Here is an 18,362-nt window from a genome sequence, read left to right as displayed (position 1 = left end):
CACAGGCCGTACTCGGCGAACATGTCCAGCGGGATCGGGTGCCCGTGCCGGGCGGCCACGCCCCGGCCCGAGCAGTACACGTCCAGCCGCCCTCCGCATACGTTCTTCACGCTGCGGGCCGTCGAGCGAACGACGGCTCCTCACACGGGAGATCGGGGGTGCGCTCGTGCGCATCGGACTGCTTACGGAGGGTGGCTATCCGTATGTGCGCGGTGACGGCACGCTCTGGTGCGACCGGCTCGTGCGCGGGCTCGGGCAGCACGAGTTCGACGTCTACGCGCTCTGTGCCGACAAGCGCCAGGAGGACGAGGGCTGGGTGCCGCTGCCGCCGCACATCGGCCGGGTCCGGACGGCGCCGCTGTGGACGGCCGAGGACGACTCCGCCGGGTACGGGCGCCGGGCCCGCCGCCGCTTCGCCGAGTGCTACGGCGAACTGGCGGCCGTGCTGTGCGCGGCAGCCGCCGCCGGTGAGCCGGCCGGCGCACCCGAGGAGGTGTCGGCCGCAGAGGCGGACCGTTTCGCCAGTGCGCTGTACGGGCTCGCCGACCTCGCCCGCGACGAGCGCGGACTGGTGGCCGCGCTCCGCTCGGAGGCCGCCGTTCGCCTGCTGGAGAGCGCCTGTCGTGCGCCCGGCGCCCCGCGCCCGGCGCGCGAGGCGCGCGTACCCGATCTGCTCGCCGTCGCCGCGCACCTGGAACGCGCCCTGCGCCCCCTCTCCCTCGACTGGTACGAGCACGACGGACTCGGCTGCGTCGACCTGTGCCACGCGGCCTCCGGCGGCTCGGGGGCCCTGCCCGGACTACTCGCCCACCACTTCGCCGGCGTCCCCCTGCTGGTGACCGAGTACGGGGTGCGGCTGCGCGCCCACTACCTGGCCACCGCCGACGCGCCGCCCGCCGTGCGGTCGCTGCTCGCGGCCTTCCACGGCAGGCTCGCCGCCGAGATCTACCGCAGGGCGTCCCTCCTCACACCCGGCAACACGCACGCGCGCCGCTGGCAGGAGCACTGCGGCGCCGACCGCGCCAAGGTGCGCACGGTCTACCCGGGGATGGACGCATCCCGCTTCGCCGAGGTGGGCGAGTCCCCGGACCGCGCCGACCCCGACACGCTGGCCTGGGTCGGCCGCGTCGAGGCCGCCAAGGACCTGATGTCCCTGCTGCACGCCTTCGCGGAGATCCGCAAGGAGGAGCCGAAGACCCGCCTGCGCATCATCGGCACCCCGGCCGGACCCGGCAGCGAGGCCTACCTCGGCCACTGCCGGACCCTCGCCGCGCAGCTCTTCCCTGACGAGGCCGACGGTCCGCACGCCGTCGGGGACAACCCCGTCTCCTTCGAGGAGATCGGCGGTCCGGAGATCCCGGCCCTGCCCGACGCGTACGCGGCGGGCGCGGTGACCGTGCTCTCCAGCGTCGTGGAAGGGTTCCCCGTCAGCCTCGTCGAGGCCATGTTCTGCGCTCGCGCGACGGTGTCCACGGACGTCGGCGCGGTCGTGGAGGTCATCGGCGGCACCGGACTCGTCGTACCGCCGCGAAACCCGCGCGCGCTCGCCGAGGCGTGCGTGGCGCTGCTGCGCGACCCCGAGCGCCGTGAGCGCCTCGGCGCCGCCGCACGCGCCCGTGCGCTGGAACTGTTCACCGTCGAGCAGAACGTCACCGCGTTCCACGGCCTCTATTTGGAGGTCGTCTCTCGCGCCCCGGTGTGCCGGGCCGTCCTCGACGACGCCGGAGAGCCCCTGCCCTTCGCGGTCCCCGCCGAGGCACACCTCCTCGGGGGCTGGCCCGCACCGGCACCCGCGCGGGTGCCCACTCCACTGCCGACCACGGAGGGAGCGCGATGAGCGGCCCCGGAGAACCCGGGCGTCCCGGCACGGCGGAATCCACACGTGCGCGCGCCGAAGCGGACACCGACGCCCTGACCGGCCTGTCCCGCGCCGCCGAGTCGCCCGCCGCCCGTCGGCAACCGTCCGCCCGGCGCCTCGCCGTGGACCCGGTGAAGACGTTGCTGCACCGGCACCGCGAGCTGTGCGAAAGGGCTGTCGACGCGTTGGAGATCGCGGCGGGCCTGGAGGCCCACGGCATCACCGACCGGACCGCCGCACGCTTCCGCCACCGGGACGTCTTCTCCCTGGCCCAGGAGATGTACGTCCGCGCCTCCCACGAGAAGGAGCAGCCCCCGCGTCCCCCGGCGGTCACGGTCCCCGGCGCGCGCACCGACTGGGTCCTGCTGACCCTTCTGCCGGGAGCGCTGTGCGCCGCGACCGTGGCCGGCCTGCGGCTCACCCACGGACAGCCCCGACTTGCCGTGGCCGTCGTCGGCGCCCTCGCCGTGTCGCTGGGCCTGCGGGCGGCGCTCGCCCGCGGACCGCTCGGCGCGGCGGTCCGGACGGGCGCGGGGCCCGCCGCTCACCCGCCCGGTGCCCGCACCCGGACCTGCTGGCTCATCGCCTACGCCCTCCTCGGCGACGGGTTCCTCGGCGCGGCCGTGGCCGGCGGCCCCGACGGCCCGCCCGGCGGCAGCGCCGACGGTCCATGGCCCGTCGCCACGGCCCCCGTCCTGGCCCTCGCCCTGGCCTGTGTCCCGGCGGCCTGGTGCGCCCACCTCTTCACCGCGCGGGCCCGCCGCAGACTGGCAGCGAGCCGCGGCCTGGAAGAGTTCGCGGCCTCCGTACGACCGTTGCTGCTCGGCACGTTCGCGTTGTACCTGTGCGCGCTGGCGGCCCTGCTCGCCGTGTGCGGCGCGGTCCTCCACGAGCCCGCGGCCTACGCCCAGGCCCTCTGCCTCGGTGCACTCCTGCTTCTCGCCCGCCTCCTCACCGTCCACGGCTTCACCCGCGCCCCCGCCCTCGTCCTCACCGCCGCGGCCGCCGCCGAGGCGGCCGCGCCGGTCACGGTCCTCGCGGGGCGCCTGCCCGGGGCCGGATTCCTCGCCACCCCGGTGCGGAGCCTGGCCGAGGCGTGGGGCCCCGGCAGCATCCCGGCCCTCATCTGCGCGGCGGGCGCGCTGACCCTGCTCATCCACGCGACCCGCACCCTCACCCGGGCCTCGGCCCACGCATCCCGAGGAGAGCAGCCATGACGTCCGCGCCGCGCCGGCGTCCGCGCCGCACGGGTGACCTCCGCCGCAGCCGCCCCGAGCCGACTGCGCCGCGGGCATCCGCACGACCCACCGCGCTCGCGACCCGCCGAGCTCGCATGACCCACGGAGGGCGTCGCGCGACCCACCGAGCTCGCGTGACCCACGGAGCCGCGCGGCGCCCCAGCGAGCTCGCAGGAACCACTGAGTTCGCGCGACCCACCGAGCTCGCACGACCCACTCGCACGACCCACTGAGAAGGAGAACGCCAGATGATCACCTCCCGACCCGAATCCTCGGCCCCGGGAGCCGCACGATGAGGGTCCTGCTGATCGGAGCCAACGGCTACCTCGGCCGCTTCGTCGCCGACCGGCTGCTCGCCGACCCGGCCGTCCAGCTCACCGCTCTCGGCCGCGGCGACGACGCCGACGTCCGTTTCGACCTCGCCTCGGGCAGCCCCGGCGCCCTGACCCGCTTCCTCGACGCGGTGCATCCCGGCGTCGTCGTGAACTGCGCGGGCGCCATCCGCGGCGGCGCCCGCGAACTGATCCGCCACAACACGGTCGCCGTCGCCACCGTCTGTGAGGCCCTGCGCCGCAGCGGCTGCGGCGCCCGGCTGGTGCAGATCGGCTGCGGCGCCGAGTACGGCCCGAGCCAGCCCGGCTCCTCCACGGCGGAGGACGCCGTCCCGCGCCCCGGCGGCCCGTACGGCGTGAGCAAGCTCGCCGCCACCGAACTCGTCCTCGGCTCCGGCCTCGACGCGGTCGTGCTCCGGGTCTTCTCGCCCGTCGGTCCCGGTACGCCCGCCGGCTCGCCGCTAGGCCGGCTCGCCGAGGCCATGCGACGCGCCATGCAGACCGGCGACGGCGAACTCAAGCTCGGAGGTCTCGGCGTCCAGCGCGACTTCGTCGACGTACGGGACGTCGCCCGAGCCGTGCACGCTGCCTCCCTCTCCGCCGCGCAGGGCGTCATCAACATCGGCTCCGGCCGCGCCGTCCGCCTGCGTGACGCCGCCGGCACGCTCGCCAGGGTGGCCGGATACGGCGGCGCCCTGCACGAACTCGACGGCCCGCCCGGCCACCTGCGCTCGGCCGTCGGCCACCCGCGCGGCGACTCCGACCACGCGCCCCCGGTGACGTACCCGTACCCGGACGGCTGCGGCAGTTGGCAGCAGGCCGATGTGCGCACCGCACGCGACCGGCTCGGCTGGCGGCCCCGGATCAATCTCGAAGAGTCCCTCGCCGACATCTGGATGGAGGCGGCATGCCGCATCTGACCAGCGCCACGACGGGCACCGCGAGCACCGGCGTCCGCACCGGATTCGGCGTCCCCGGCTACGCCCACCCCCTCGTCGCGCCCACCGAGTGGGACCTGCTCACCCGCCCCGGCACGCCCCTGCACTGGGTCGTCCTCGACGTCGCCGACGGCCCCGGAACCCGCCCCGACCCGCAATGCCTGGAAGCGGCGGGACGCCTGCGCAACACGGGCGTCCGCGTCCTCGGCCGCCTCGACACCGCCCACGGGGCCCGCGCCCTCACCGAGACGATCGTCGACGCGGGCCGCTTCGTCGACTGGTACCGGGTCGACGGCTTCCTCCTGGCCCGCTGCCCCTCCGAGCGCGCCTCGCTCCCCGCGATCCGCCGCACCGTCTCCGCGCTGCGCGCGGTCCGTGACGGTGGACACATCGTCCTCGGCCACGGCACCCACCCGCATCCCGGCTACGCCGAGGACGCCGACCAACTGGTGACCTTCGCGGGCCCGTGGAGCGACTACCGCTGGTCGCAGGCGGCCGAGTGGACGGCCGGCCATCCGCCCGAGCGCTTCTGCCACTTCGTCCACGGCGTGCCACACCGGCACCTGGAGGAGGCGTTGCGCATCGCGCGCTGGCAGGGCGCGGCGACCGTCTGGTTCACCGACCGCACGGACCGCGGAGGCCACCACGACCCCTGGGAGAGCGTGCCCGGCTACTGGGACGACATCGTCTCGCGGGTCGGAACAGGTGTCTCGGAATGAAGATGGCCATGGCACTGTTACACAGAGAACAACCGTAGTGATTGACCGATCAACGGAGTCCCCGTGTCGCTGCCACCCCTGGTCGAGCCAGCCTCTGAGCTCACCGTAGACGAGGTCCGCAGGTACTCCCGCCACCTGATCATCCCTGACGTCGGGATGGACGGGCAGAAGCGGCTGAAGAACGCCAAGGTGCTGTGTGTGGGCGCCGGCGGCCTGGGCTCGCCGGCGCTGATGTACCTCGCCGCCGCGGGCGTCGGCACGCTCGGCATCGTGGAGTTCGACGAGGTCGACGAGTCGAACCTGCAGCGCCAGATCATCCACAGCCAGTCCGACATCGGCCGCTCCAAGGCCGAGTCCGCCCGTGACACCGTCAAGGGCATCAACCCGTACGTGAACGTGATCCTTCACGAGGAGCGGCTCGAGGCCGACAACGTGATGGACATCTTCAGCCAGTACGACCTGATCGTCGACGGCACGGACAACTTCGCGACCCGCTACCTGGTCAACGACGCCTGCGTCCTGCTGAACAAGCCGTACGTGTGGGGCTCGATCTACCGCTTCGACGGCCAGGCCTCGGTGTTCTGGTCCGAGCACGGCCCCTGCTACCGCTGCCTCTACCCGGAGCCCCCGCCCCCCGGCATGGTCCCCTCCTGCGCCGAGGGCGGCGTGCTGGGCGTGCTGTGCGCGTCGATCGGCTCCATCCAGGTCAACGAGGCCATCAAGCTCCTCGCGGGCATCGGCGAGCCGCTGGTCGGCCGCCTGATGATCTACGACGCCCTCGAGATGCAGTACCGCCAGGTCAAGGTCCGCAAGGACCCGAACTGCGCGGTGTGCGGCGAGAACCCCACCGTCACCGAACTCATCGACTACGAGGCCTTCTGCGGCGTCGTGTCCGAGGAGGCCCAGGCGGCGGCCGCCGACTCGACGATCACTCCCAAGCAGCTCAAGGAGTGGATCGACGACGGCGAGAACATCGACATCATCGACGTCCGGGAGCCGAACGAGTACGAGATCGTCTCCATCCCGGGCGCCCGACTGATCCCGAAGAACGAGTTCCTCATGGGCACCGCCCTGGAGAGCCTGCCGCAGGACAAGAAGATCGTCCTGCACTGCAAGACGGGTGTCCGCAGTGCGGAAGTCCTCGCGGTCCTGAAGGCCGCGGGCTTCTCCGACGCCGTGCACGTCGGCGGCGGCGTGATCGGCTGGGTCAACCAGATCGAGCCGGACAAGCCGGTCTACTGAGCCCACCGGCTCCCGGCGGGGGTTCCGCGCACCCAGGGTGTGCGGAACCCCCGCCGTCGTCATGAGCAGACCTTGCCGTCCTTCGGCACCGTGCCCCCCAGCAGGTAGGCGTTCACCGTGGAGTCGACGCAGTCGCTCCCGCTGCCGTAGGCCCCGTGTCCCTCGCCCTTCCAGGTGAGTTCCACGCCGACGTCCTCGCCCAGCTCGTCGGCCATCTTCTTCGCGCCCTCGTACGGCGTCGCCGGGTCGCCGGTGTTGCCGACCACCAGGACCGGCGCCGCGCCGGGCGCGCTCACCTCCGGGGTGTCGTACTGCCCGGACACCGGCCAGTCGTGGCACCAGCCGGCCGTGTCCCAGCCGAGGAAGTCCCCGAACACCGGCGAGATCTTCTCGAACGCCGGCAGCAGCTTCCTCGTCTCCTCCGCCGTCGGCCGCTGCTTGTCGTCCAGGCAGGATATGAGGCGTTGTGAGTGGGTCGTCGTGCCGTAGTGCCCCGACGCGTCACGCTCGTTGTAGCCGTCGGCGAGCTCCAGCAGCTCCGAGCCGTCGCCCCGCTGCGCCGACTCGAGGGCGCTGGTCAGCGTCGGCCAGCCCGCCTTGCTGTAGAGCGGCAGGACGATGCCGGTGAGCGCCAGCGTCTGGGTCAGCTCGCGCCCGGACGACGTCGGCAGCGGGTGCGCGTCGATCCTCTTCAGCAGGCCGGCGATCTTCCGCGAGCCCTGCCGCGGATCCTGGCCGGTGGATTTCAGGTAGTCGTCCAGCGCGCGCTGGAAGCCTCGGGTCTGGTTCATCGCGTGGCCCACGGTGTCGGCGCTCGGGTCGACGACCGCGTCGAGGACCAGCCGCCCCACGCTGCGGGGGAACAGGTGGGCGTAGACGCCGCCGAGTTCGGTGCCGTAGGAGATGCCGAAGTAGTGCAGCTTGTCGTCGCCGAGGACTCGGCGCATCAGGTCCATGTCGCGGGCGGTGTCGGTCGTCGAGACGTGCGCCATCAGCTTCCCGGCGGCCTTCCGGCAACCCTTGCCGAAGTCGGCGGCGTCCTGGAAGTACGCCCTCTCCTCGGCCGGGGTGTCGGGGGTGACGTCCACATCCTCCGCGGCCTGGATCTCCTTGTCGCCGCGGCAGCGCACGCCCTCGCTGGCGGCGACCCCGCGAGGGTCCCAGCTCACCAGGTCGTACCGCTCGCGCAGCGACGAGACCGTGGAGGCGTACGACGGCATCATGGACACGCCCGAGCCGCCCGGACCGCCGAAGTTGAACAGCAGCGAGCCGATGCGGTGCTCCCCGCGGGCCCTCGCACGGATCAGCGCGAGGCCGATCGTCTCGCCGTCCGGCTTCGCCCAGTCCAGCGGCACCTTCAGGGTCGTGCACCGCCAGTCGCTGCCCGGGGCGGGGGAGTCCGCGGTGGCCTTGCAGCGCACCCAGTCGAGCCTCTGCGCGGTCAGCGAGGAGGGCAGCGCGGCGGTCGTGCCGGAGGCGCCGTCCGACGCGGAGGCCGCCGCGCTCGCGCGGTCGCTGCTCTTGCCGTCGTCGGACGAGCCGCCGCCACAGCCCGCCACCAGGAACGCGGCGGCCGCCCCGAAGGCCGTCCACCGTGCGAGACGCGCCATGTGCATACCCCCCTCATGAGCCGTCCGCACCGAGCAGCGGACGGCGGTCAGGCCATGGTAGGCGGATCGAGCTGAGCCTGCCCGACCCTGTGGATAACCCTCTGAACTGCACTTTCTTCAGCGTTCGGGCTGGGTGCTAGGAGCAGACCGTCCCCTTCGGCGGGACCCTGCCGTCCAGCAGATAGGAGTTCACCGCCCGCTGTACGCACTTGTTCTTGCTGTCGTAGGCACCGTGCCCCTGGCCCCTGTACGTCAGCTCGACGCCGACGCCCGGGCCCAGCGCGTCCACCATCTTCTTCGCGCCCTCGTACGGTGTGGCCGGGTCGCCGGTGTTGCCCACCACGAGGATCGGCGCCGACCCGGGTGCGCTGACAACGGGGTGGTCGGCGGCGCCCGCGACGGGCCAGTCGGTGCAGCTGATCATGCCCCAGGCCAGGAAGTCCCCGAACACCGGCGAGGCGGCGCGGAACTCGGACAGCCGCTGCTCCACCTGCGCGGGCGTGTACCGGGGTCTGGCGTCCGCGCAGTTGATGGAGATGTTGGCGGCGGTGAGGTTGCTGTACTCGCCGTTCTCGTTGCGTCCGTTCATCGCGTCGGACAGCCGCATCAGCACCTCCCCGTCACCGTCGTACGCCTGCTGCAGGCCCTCGGTGAGGTAGGCCCAGAAGTCCTTCGAGTACAGGGCCTGCGCGATGCCGTTGGTCGCGGCGGTCTGGGTCAGCTCGCGTGGGAAGACGCCGGGGATCGGCTTGCGGTCGAGGGCCTTCAGCAGGCCGGCGATGCGGGCCTCGACGTCCTGGGCGCTGTCGCCGATCGGGCAGGGCTCGGGCTTCGACGTGCAGTCCGCGGCGAAGTTGTCGAGCGCCAGCTGGAAGCCCGCGGCCTGCCCCAGGGAACTCTGTTCCGGGTTCTGCGTCGGGTCGACGACCGCGTCGAAGACGGCGCGGCCGACGCGTTTGGGGAACAGGTGCGCGTAGACGCCGCCGAGTTCGGTGCCGTAGGAGATGCCGAAGTAGTGCAGTTTGTCGTCGCCGAGGACCTGGCGCATCAGGTCCATGTCGCGGGCCGCGTCGGTGGTGCGCACGTGCGGCAGCAGCTTCTTGGAGTTCCTCTCGCAGGCGTCGTTGAACTGTCTGGTGTTGTGCAGCAGCTCGGTGCGCTGGCGGGCGTCGTCGGGGATCGCGTCCTGCTGGAAGTAGGCGTCGAGCTGCTGGTCGTTCTCGCACTCGACGGGGGCGCTGCGGCCGACCCCGCGCGGGTCGAAGCTGACCAGGTCGTAGCGGGTGCGCAGGGCCGCGTAGTCCTTGGCGAACGCGGGAAGCGTGGTGACTCCGGAGCCGCCGGGGCCGCCGAAGTTGAACACGAGTGAACCGATGCGCCGGTTCTTCCCGCCGCTCGCCTTCGCCCGGATCAGCGCGATGCCGATCCTGTCGCCCTTGGGCTCGTCCCAGTCCAACGGAGCTTTCAAGGTGGCGCACTGCCAGCGTTCGCCGTTCGGCAGAGGTGACGGGGCGTCGCCGCCGCCCTCGGCCTCGGACGGAGCCGGGCAGTCCTTCCAGTCGAGTTTCTGGTCCGTCAGGTTCTCGTCCCGGGAGTCGTCGCCGCAGCCCGCCAGGACGCAGGACAGCAGTACGGCGGTGGCGGTCACGGCAGCGGCGCGCCGACGGAGCGGGTTGGGCATGGACCCATCCTGCGGTCGGGCACGCGTGCGTGCTCGGGGCGCGGGCCGTACGAGGTACCCGCCCGCGGCTACACGGAACCCTTGCGGGTGAGGTGGTTGAAGGCCAGCCAGCCCGGCAGGACCGGCAGCCACAGGGTCAGCAGCCGGAACAGCAGCACAGCCGGGGCCGCGACCTCCTTGGGCAGGCCCACGGCGATCAGGCCGACCGTCAGGGTCGCCTCCACCGCGCCCACGCCGCCCGGAGTCGGCGCCGCGGAGCCGAGCGCGTTGCCGGCGAGGAAGACGACGGCGACGCTGGCGATGCTCAGCGAGGTCGAGCCGTCGCCGAACGCGCGGATCGAGGCGTCCAGGCACATCACGAAGCAGGCGGTCAGCAGCAGCATGCCGCCGATGCCGGTGACGAGCTTCTGCGGCCGCTGCAGCACGTCCAGCATGCGCGGCACGACACCGGCGAAGAGCGACCGCACACGCGTGACGACGAATTTCCGCAGGAACGGCACCGACGTGACGACCAGGACGAGCACCGCGACCGTGAGCAGACCCGCGATGACCGTCCGGGACGGCGACAGCGACGGCGTCTTCTCGGTGCCGGTCAGGTAGCCGAACGACAGCAGCATCAGGATGTGCGCGCCGAGCCCGAACAGCTGCGACGCGCCGACGCTCGCCACCGCGAGCCCGGGACGCACCCCCGAGCGCTGCAGGAAGCGCGTGTTGAGGGCGACACCGCCCACCGCGGGCGGCGCCACGATCTTCACGAACGACCCGGCGACCTGCGCCGCCACCGTCCGCAGGAACGGCACCCGCTCGGGCACGAACCCCAGCAGCGCCATCGCCGCCGCGAAGTAGCTGCCCGCCGAGAACAGCACCGCCGCGACGACCCAGCCCCACTGCGCGTTCGCGACCAGCGGCCCGAACTCGATGTGGGTGAGCTGCGTCAGCAGGAAGTACGCGCCGATGGCGCCCGCGATGAAGCTGATCAGCGTGCGCGGCCGCACCCGCTCCAGGCGGGCCGGCTCGACCGGCGCCTGCGGCCTGATCCGCAGCACCTCGTAGCGGATCTGCGTCAGCAGATCCTCCTCGCGTGCCTCTTCCAGCGCGTCGTCGAGGGCCCGCTTCTCGGCCCTGGCCTCCGCACGCACGGTCTTCTTGTCCGGTTTGCCCGCGGGCTCCGCGTCGCCCGAGCCTTCCGCCAGACGGGCCTGCTTGGCCTGCTGCGAGGCTTCCAGGACCGCCTCACGCTCGCGCTGGGCCCGCTCCCGGGCCAGTCTCCGCAGCGTCGCGCGTGTGGAGCGGCTGAGCGCGATGGGCTGCAGCATCGGCAGGCAGTCGGCCACGGCGTCGGGGCCGAGCACGCTCACCGCCGAGGCCACGGCGCGTTCGGCGCCCACCCGAAGACCGAGCGTGACCAGCAGCTGGGAGATGTCCATGCGCAGCAGCAGGTCGCCCGCCGCGATCTCGCCCACCCGCAGATCGGTGAGGATCACCGCGCCGGACGGATCCACCAGGATCGCGTCACCCACGAGCCTGCGGTGCGCGATGCGCCGGGACTGCAGCGCCCGCACCTGGCCCCAGGTGTCGTGCAGCAGGTCGTCGGTGATCTCCTCGTCCGGCAGCGAGTCCAGGGTGCGTCCGCCGATGTGCTCGTAGACGAGCATCACCGCGTCGGGGCCGAGTTCGGAGGTCGCGATCAGCTTGGGCGCGTTGGCGCCGGCCGCGATGGCCGCGTACGCCAGCAGCGCCTCCTGCTCCAGCGCCTGGCGCAGCGACTGCAGGCTGCTGCGGGTGGCGAACCCGCGCAGCGTCAGGTTGCGCCACGCGCGGTAGAAGAACCCCTGAGCCTGCTGTTCCCGGTCCACCACCGTGACGTCCAGGGGCGGGCCGTCCTCGAGCGTGACGAAGTAGCGCCGGCCGCGGTCACCGGTCTCCAGGGTGTCGTGGACCTCCTCGCGGGCCGCGGTGACCGGGTGGAAGCCGACGTGCCGCAGGCCCGCCATCAGCGTCCGTCCGGTCGGCCGGACGTTGGGGGAGCCGACCGCGTACAGCGTGCCGTAGGCGACGGTCCAGCCGATCAGCACCGTGAGGATGATCGAGAACGGGGTCGTGTACCCGGTGACCAGCATCGAGAAGGCGTCGAGGAGGAGCACGATCCACAGCACCGCCCGCCAGCGCGGCCGCCGCGACATGCCGACGGCCGTCATGTACGCGATGACGGGCGCGAGGTAGCCGTGCACGGGGTCGGTGAGGGCGTGGATGTCACCGGGAGAGGGCTGGGTGAGCGCCTCCTGGATGGAGCCGGGGGCCCCCTTGGCGACCCACAGGTCGGTGGCGAGGGTCACTCCGTGCGCGAGGACCGCCGCCAGCACGCCGTCGGCGATGCGGAGCCCGTCGCGTTTGATCAGCCGTTCGATCGCGAAGGCGACCGGCACCAGCAGGATCGCGATGCTGGAGGCCAGGCCGGCGATCTTGATCAGCAGGTCGGGCGCCTGACCGGTGCCCTTGTTGATGTCCTGCTCCAGCCCGGAGGTCGTGCCGTGCGCGAACGCGGAGATCGCGAGCAGCACGGCGATCGCCAGCACGCCCACCAGCAGGCGCATCAGGTCGGAGGGGCGGTGCACGCGCGCGGGAAGCAGCGGTTCGTCGCCCTCGACCTCGTCGATGTGCGTCTGTTCGACCAGGCCGGGGCCGCCCCCGGGAGGCGGCTGGGAGGCCGTCCGGGAGGTCGCCTGCCCGCCGTCCGCGGTGCCCGGGCGCGACGAAGCGTCAGAGGTGTTCTCCGCATCCTCCGGGTGCGCACCCTGCTGCTTCATCGTCTCTTCTTGATCTCGTATCACCAGTCACCGCCCGCATGATGGTGGCATGCCCCGCCGGCACACGGGGGCATCAGGGTGCAAACGCGGGGGCGCACAGTCTGCCGGACGCGCCGCCCGAGGGCGAGGGCTACGCACGGTCGCGAGCTCGTCGCACTGTCGGTGGGGTGGTGCAGGATGGTCCGGATGAGCGAGGAGAGCCTTTCCCCGGACGCCCGCGCGGAGCACGCCGAGGCGCTGCCGGACTATGCCGAACGGGTCCTCGACGTGGCCGAGCTCATCCCGCCCGGACGCGTCATGACCTACGGGGACGTGGCCGAGTGGCTGGAGGAGGGAGGCCCCCGCCAGGTGGGCCGGGTGATGGCCCTGTACGGGGGTGCCGTCCCGTGGTGGCGCGTCGTCCGCGCGGACGGTGTCCTGCTCCCGGGGCACGAGCTGAGGGCGCTGGACCGCTACCGCGCCGAGGGCACACCGCTGCGGGAGGCGAGCCGGGCCGCGGAGGGCCACCTGCCGCGTCTCGACATGAGACGGGCGCGCTGGGACGGCGGTGAACGCACGGAAGGTCACACTTGACAGCTTCCGGCATCCGGCGGGCTCCGGTGTGACCTTTGCTCCGTACAGGTGAAGCGGGGCACGTCCGTGACATGACGTACGTTCGTGAGATGAGGGGCATGGGTGCCATGAGTGCCCGCAGTGCCCCGAGTGCCTCGCGGGAAGAAGCGGAAGCCCTGCCTCCGCGCCGTCCGTCGGCGTAGCGTCGGCTGCGCGTGTCCCGCTCACCACCCGACCACCGCAGTGCACGCGCGGTGGCCCGACAACCAGTACGACCACCAGGACCGGCGAACCACGTGAGCTCCTCTTCCTCCACCAGGCACCTGCCGCATCCCCGGACGCGGCAGGGGAGCCGTGGCGCTTACCGACTGGTTCGTACCCCGCCGGTCCCGCCGGATCCCCCTCGTCTGGACGCGCCGCAGCGCGCCGTGGTTGACCACCGGACCGGTCCGTTGCTCGTCCTCGCAGGTCCGGGCACCGGCAAGACCACCACGCTGGTGGAGTCCGTGGCGGCGCGGATCGCCCGTGGCGGGGACCCGGGGCGCATCCTGGTGCTGACGTTCAGCCGCAAGGCCGCCGTCGAGCTCCGCGATCGCATGGCGCTGCGCATAGGTGCGGCACGCGCCCCGCAGGCGACCACGTTCCACTCGTTCTGCTACGCCCTGGTCCGCGCCCACCAGGACACCGACCTGTTCGTGGAGCCGCTGCGCCTGCTGTCCGGCCCGGAGCAGGACGTGACCGTACGCGAACTGCTCGCCGGCCAGCTCGACCTGCAGCGCCTCGGCCTGGCGCACGTCCGCTGGCCGGACGAACTGCGCGCCTGCCTGACCACCCGCGGCTTCGCCGACGAGGTCCGCGCGGTCCTCGCCCGCAGCCGCGAACTGGGCCTTGGCCCCGGTGCCCTGGACTCCTTCGCCCGCCGCATCGGCCGCCCCGACTGGAGCGCCGCGGCCGCGTTCCTCGCCGAGTACCTGGACGTGCTCGACATGCAGGGCGTCCTGGACTACGCCGAGCTGGTCCACCGCGCGGTGCTGCTCGCCCACCGCCCCGGTGTCGCCGAGCGGCTGGCCGCGCAGTACGACGCCGTCTACGTGGACGAGTACCAGGACACCGACCCCGCCCAGATACGGCTCCTGCACGCCCTCGCCGGCGGTGGGCGCACCCTGGTCGCCTTCGGCGACCCCGACCAGTCGATCTACGCGTTCCGCGGCGCGGACGTGGGCGGCATCCTCCAGTTCCCGGCGGCCTTCCGGCGCGTGGACGGCAGCCCGGCGCCCGTCGAGGTCCTGCGCACCTCCCGCCGCTCCGCGGCTGCCCTGCTCGCCGCGACCCGGCTGCTCACCCAGCGCATGCCGCTGACCCGCCTCCCGGCCGACCGGATCCGCGCGCACCGCGAGCTCGTCCCGGTCCGCGACGGGGGCCGGGTCGAGGTCTACACGTACCCGACGCCCGGCACCGAGCTGGACAACGTCGCCGACATCCTGCGCCGGGCACACCTGGAGGACGGCGTCCCCTGGCGCGAGATGGCGGTCCTGGTGCGCGCCGGCGCCCGTACGATCCCGGCGGTCCGCCGCGCCCTCACCGCCGCCGGCGTCCCCCTCGACATCGACGGCGACGACCTGCCGCTGCGGCACGAACCGGCGGTCGCCCCGCTGCTCACGGCACTGCGGGCGGTGGCGGAGGCGGAGGTGGCACACCGGGCCGGTCCCGGGGAGGCCAGTGAGAACCTCGATTCCGAGAACCCGGGAGCCGGGGAGTCCGGTTCTGGGAACCCCGCGTCCGGGGACCCCGGAGCCCAGGAGCCCGGACCCGGGCCGGAGGCCTGCTGGCTCGGCACCGAAACCGCCCTCACCCTTCTCGCCTCCCCCCTCGCCGGCATGGACGCCGCGGACCTGCGCCGCCTCGGGCGCGCCCTGCGCGACGAGGAACGGGCCGCGGGCAACCCGCTGCCGCCCCCCTCGGACGAACTGCTCGCGCGGGCACTGGCCGAACCCGAGCGCCTGGTCGCGCACGACCCCGCGTACGCGCGCGGCGCCCAGCGCCTCGGCGCGCTGCTGCGCACGGCCCGCGAACGCCTCGCGGGCGGCGGCACGGCCGAGGAGGCGCTGTGGGACCTGTGGCAGGGCACACCCTGGCCGGCGCGTCTGGAACGGGCCGCCCGGCGCGGCGGCGCGGCCGGCCGCAACGCCGACCGGGACCTCGACGCCGTGTGCGCGCTGTTCGCGACGGCCGCGCGCGCGGAGGAGCGCACGGGCGGCCGGGGCGCCCTGAACTTCCTGGAGGAGATCGAGGCCGAGGACATCGCCGCGGACACCCTCACACGCCGCGCCGTGCGCCCCGACGCCGTGCGCCTGATGACCGCGCACCGCTCCAAGGGCCTGGAGTGGCGGCTGGTCGTCGTCGCCGGCGTCCAGGAGGGCCTGTGGCCCGACCTGCGCCGCCGGGGCTCCCTCCTGGAGGCCGACCGCATCGGACGCGACGGACTCGCCGAACCCCTGACCCCAGGGGCGCTGCTGGCCGAGGAGCGCCGCCTGTTCTACGTCGCCGCCACGCGCGCGCGTGAACGCCTCGTCGTCACCGCCGTGAAGGCACCCGCCGACGACGGTGACCAGCCCTCCCGCTTCCTCACCGAACTCGGCGTCGAACCCGCGGACGTCACGGGCCGCCCGCGCCGCCCGCTGTCCGTCGCCGCGCTCGTCGCCGAACTGCGCGCCACCACGGTCGACCCGCGCGTGTCGGACACCCTCCGGCAGGCCGCCGCGCACCGCCTGGCCCGCCTCGCCGCGCTCGCCGACGAGGACGGCCGCCCGCTCGTCCCGTCCGCCCATCCCTACCGCTGGTGGGGCATGTTCGAGCCGACCGAGAGCAAGGTGCCGCTGCGCAACCGGGACGAGCCCGTCGTGCTCTCCGGCAGCGCCCTCGACCAGCTCGCCAACACCTGCGCCCTGCAGTGGTTCCTGGGCCGCGAGGTGAAGGCCGACGCCCCCGCCACCACCTCCCAAGGCTTCGGCAACGTCGTGCACGTGCTCGCCGACGAGGTGGCCTCCGGCCACACCCCGGCCGACCTCGCCGTCCTCATGGAGCGCCTGGACTCCGTGTGGAACGCGCTCGCCTTCGACGCGCCGTGGAAGTCGGCGCAGGAAAAGGAGAACGCGCGCGTGGCGCTCGAACGGTTCCTGAAGTGGCACGTCATGGACCGCGCCGGACGCACGCCGGTGGCCAGCGAACACGACTTCGACGTCACCCTCGAAGCAGGCGAGTACGAGGTCCGCATCCGTGGCCAGATGGACCGCGTGGAGGCCGACGCAGAGGGCCGCGCGTACGTCGTCGACTTCAAGACCGGCAAACAGGCGCCGACCGCCCGCGAGGTGGAGCGTCACCCCCAGCTCGCCGTCTATCAGCTCGCCGTCCGCGAGGGCGCCGTCGACGAGGTCTTCGGCGGAGTGCGTCCGGAGCCGGGCGGCGCCGAACTGGTCCAGCTGCGTCAGGGCGCCGCCGGGCGCGACGGCGGGGAGACCCTGCCGAAGGTGCAGGCCCAGCAGCCGCTGGAGGGCGAGTGGGTCGGCGACCTGCTGGCCACCGCCGCCGGCAAGGTCCTCGACGAGCGGTTCACGCCCACCACCGGCCAGCACTGCACGCACTGCGCCTTCCAGGCTTCCTGCAGTGCCAGGTCCGAGGGACGGCACGTCGTGGAGTGACCCGGCCGGGCGACCCGGGCCGGTGACCCACGTGACATATCGCACCACACGTGCTGACCTGCGTTTCTCAGCCCACGGACGCCCGATCCCGCATCCGCTGTCGGTGCCCGCCGCTAGCCTCTCTGACGTGCCGCCCCGTATCACCGACCCCGATCAGCTCAAGCAGCTCCTCGGTATCCCGTTCACGCCGGAGCAGACGGCCTGCATCACCGCGCCGCCCGCCCCGCAGGTGATCGTGGCCGGAGCAGGGTCGGGCAAGACGACGGTGATGGCGGCGCGCGTGGTGTGGCTGGTCGGCACCGGCCAGGTCGCCCCCGAGCAGGTGCTCGGCCTGACGTTCACCAACAAGGCCGCCGGTGAACTCGCCGAACGCGTCCGCAAGGCCCTGATCAAGGCGGGCGTCACCGACCCGGACGTCATCGACCCGGACAACCCGCCCGGCGAGCCGGTGATCTCCACCTACCACGCCTTCGCGGGCCGCCTGCTGAGCGACCACGGCCTGCGCATCGGCCTCGAACCGACCGCCCGCCTCCTCGCCGACGCCACCCGCTACCAGCTCGCCGCGCGCGTGCTGCGCGAGGCCCCGGGCCCCTACCCGGCGCTGACCCGTTCCTTCGCGGACCTGGTCAGCGACCTGCTCGCCCTCGACTCCGAACTCGCCGAACACCTGGTCCGTCCCGAAGACCTGCGCGGGTACGACACCGCACTGCTGCGCACCCTGGAGGGCGTCCGGCTCTCCAACGCCGACCTGCGCAAGGTCCCCGAGGCGGCCGCGGCGCGCCGGGAACTCGCCGAGCTGGTGGTCCGCTACCGGGCCGCCAAACGCGAACGCGACCTGCTCGACTTCGGCGACCAGATCGCCCTGTCCGCCCAGCTCGCCCGGAACGCCGACGTGGGCCGCATCCTGCGCGAGGAATTCCGCGTGGTGCTGCTCGACGAGTACCAGGACACCTCGGTCGCCCAGCGTGTTCTCCTCGCCGGCCTCTTCGGCGGCGGCACCGGCCACCCGGTGACCGCCGTCGGCGACCCCTGCCAGGCGATCTACGGCTGGCGCGGCGCCTCCGTCGCCAACCTGGACGACTTCCCCGAGCACTTCGCCCAGCCCGACGGCCGCCCCGCCACCCGGCAGGCGCTCAGCGAGAACCGCCGCAGCGGCGGCCGCCTCCTCGACCTCGCCAACGGCCTCGCCGAGCCCCTGCGCGCCATGCACGCGGGCGTGGAGGCGCTCCGCCCGGCACCCGGCGCCGAACGCGACGGCATCGTGCGCTGCGCCCTGCTGCCCACCCACGCCGAGGAGATCGAGTGGATCGCCGACTCGATCGCGCACCTCGTCGACACCGGCAAGGCCCCCGGCGAGATCGCCGTCCTGTGCCGCACGGCGACCGACTTCGCCGAGATCCAGGGCGCCCTGGTCGCCCGGGACGTCCCCGTCGAGGTGGTCGGCCTGTCCGGGCTGCTGCATCTGCCCGAGGTCGCCGACCTGGTCGCCGTCTGCGAAGTCCTCCAGGACCCCGGCGCCAACGCCTCGCTGGTCCGCCTGCTGACCGGCCCGCGCTGGCGCATCGGCCCGCGCGACCTCGCGCTCCTGGGCCGCCGCGCCCGCCGGCTCGTCGCCCACGCGCGCGTGGGCGACGGCGCCGCCCCGGACCGCACGCGCGCCCGGGGCGGCGAGGGGGGGGGCCGCGGC

11 protein-coding genes are annotated in these 18,362 nt (G+C 73.4%); 8 read left to right on the top strand and 3 right to left on the bottom strand.

What is annotated here, in order from left to right:
- Window positions 1–166 precede the first annotated feature (166 nt).
- The 5 genes from AB0G63_RS37630 to moeZ all read left to right on the top strand — a co-directional run bounded on the left by AB0G63_RS37630 (window position 167) and on the right by moeZ (window position 6,327).
- Window positions 167–1,837, top strand: coding sequence for a DUF3492 domain-containing protein (locus AB0G63_RS37630; protein WP_360759926.1), 1,671 nt, complete (start codon window positions 167–169; stop codon window positions 1,835–1,837).
- Window positions 1,834–3,075 carry a hypothetical protein gene (locus AB0G63_RS37625; protein WP_360759924.1) on the top strand — a complete coding sequence of 414 codons (1,242 nt, stop codon included), beginning with the start codon at window positions 1,834–1,836 and terminating at the stop codon, window positions 3,073–3,075. The genes AB0G63_RS37630 and AB0G63_RS37625 overlap by 4 nt, the downstream gene beginning before the upstream one ends.
- A gap of 313 nt (window positions 3,076–3,388) precedes the next feature.
- Window positions 3,389–4,348, top strand: coding sequence for an NAD-dependent epimerase/dehydratase family protein (locus AB0G63_RS37620; protein ID WP_360759921.1), 960 nt, complete (start codon window positions 3,389–3,391; stop codon window positions 4,346–4,348).
- Window positions 4,336–5,085, top strand: a complete 750-nt coding sequence (locus AB0G63_RS37615) for a spherulation-specific family 4 protein (RefSeq protein ID WP_360759918.1) — start codon at window positions 4,336–4,338, stop codon at window positions 5,083–5,085. Before AB0G63_RS37620 ends, AB0G63_RS37615 begins: the two co-directional genes overlap by 13 nt.
- A gap of 63 nt (window positions 5,086–5,148) precedes the next feature.
- A complete protein-coding gene (gene moeZ / locus AB0G63_RS37610; protein WP_360759916.1) occupies window positions 5,149–6,327 on the top strand; it encodes an adenylyltransferase/sulfurtransferase MoeZ in 1,179 nt (392 codons plus the stop codon).
- Between the two features lie 59 nt (window positions 6,328–6,386).
- Here moeZ and AB0G63_RS37605 read toward each other — a convergent pair whose 3' ends face one another.
- From AB0G63_RS37605 to AB0G63_RS37595, 3 genes are all read right to left on the bottom strand, one after another.
- Entirely contained in the window at window positions 6,387–7,937 is a 1,551-nt protein-coding gene (locus AB0G63_RS37605) for an alpha/beta hydrolase (RefSeq protein ID WP_360759913.1), read from the bottom strand.
- A 136-nt stretch (window positions 7,938–8,073) separates the two neighbouring features.
- A complete protein-coding gene (locus AB0G63_RS37600; RefSeq protein WP_360759910.1) occupies window positions 8,074–9,618 on the bottom strand; it encodes an alpha/beta hydrolase in 1,545 nt (514 codons plus the stop codon).
- A gap of 68 nt (window positions 9,619–9,686) precedes the next feature.
- Complete coding sequence (locus AB0G63_RS37595) at window positions 9,687–12,425, bottom strand: lysylphosphatidylglycerol synthase domain-containing protein (RefSeq protein WP_360759907.1); 2,739 nt, start codon at window positions 12,423–12,425, stop codon at window positions 9,687–9,689.
- 186 nt (window positions 12,426–12,611) lie between these two features.
- Between AB0G63_RS37595 and AB0G63_RS37590 the strand changes: the two genes are divergently transcribed.
- The 3 genes from AB0G63_RS37590 to AB0G63_RS37580 all read left to right on the top strand — a co-directional run.
- Window positions 12,612–12,998, top strand: a complete 387-nt coding sequence (locus AB0G63_RS37590) for an MGMT family protein (protein WP_360759904.1) — start codon at window positions 12,612–12,614, stop codon at window positions 12,996–12,998.
- Window positions 12,999–13,273: 275 nt separating this feature from the next.
- Complete coding sequence (locus AB0G63_RS37585; RefSeq protein ID WP_360759901.1) at window positions 13,274–16,675, top strand: ATP-dependent DNA helicase; 3,402 nt, start codon at window positions 13,274–13,276, stop codon at window positions 16,673–16,675.
- A 127-nt stretch (window positions 16,676–16,802) separates the two neighbouring features.
- Window positions 16,803–18,362, top strand: a 1,560-nt coding sequence (locus AB0G63_RS37580) for an ATP-dependent helicase (RefSeq protein ID WP_360759899.1), incomplete at its 3' end; no start/stop codon positions are given.

It is taken from the genome of Streptomyces sp. NPDC020996 (assembly GCF_040641355.1).
GTDB lineage: Bacteria > Actinomycetota > Actinomycetes > Streptomycetales > Streptomycetaceae > Streptomyces.
The sequence above is the reverse complement of the archived record's forward strand: the minus strand, read 5'-3'. Positions and strand labels throughout refer to the sequence as shown.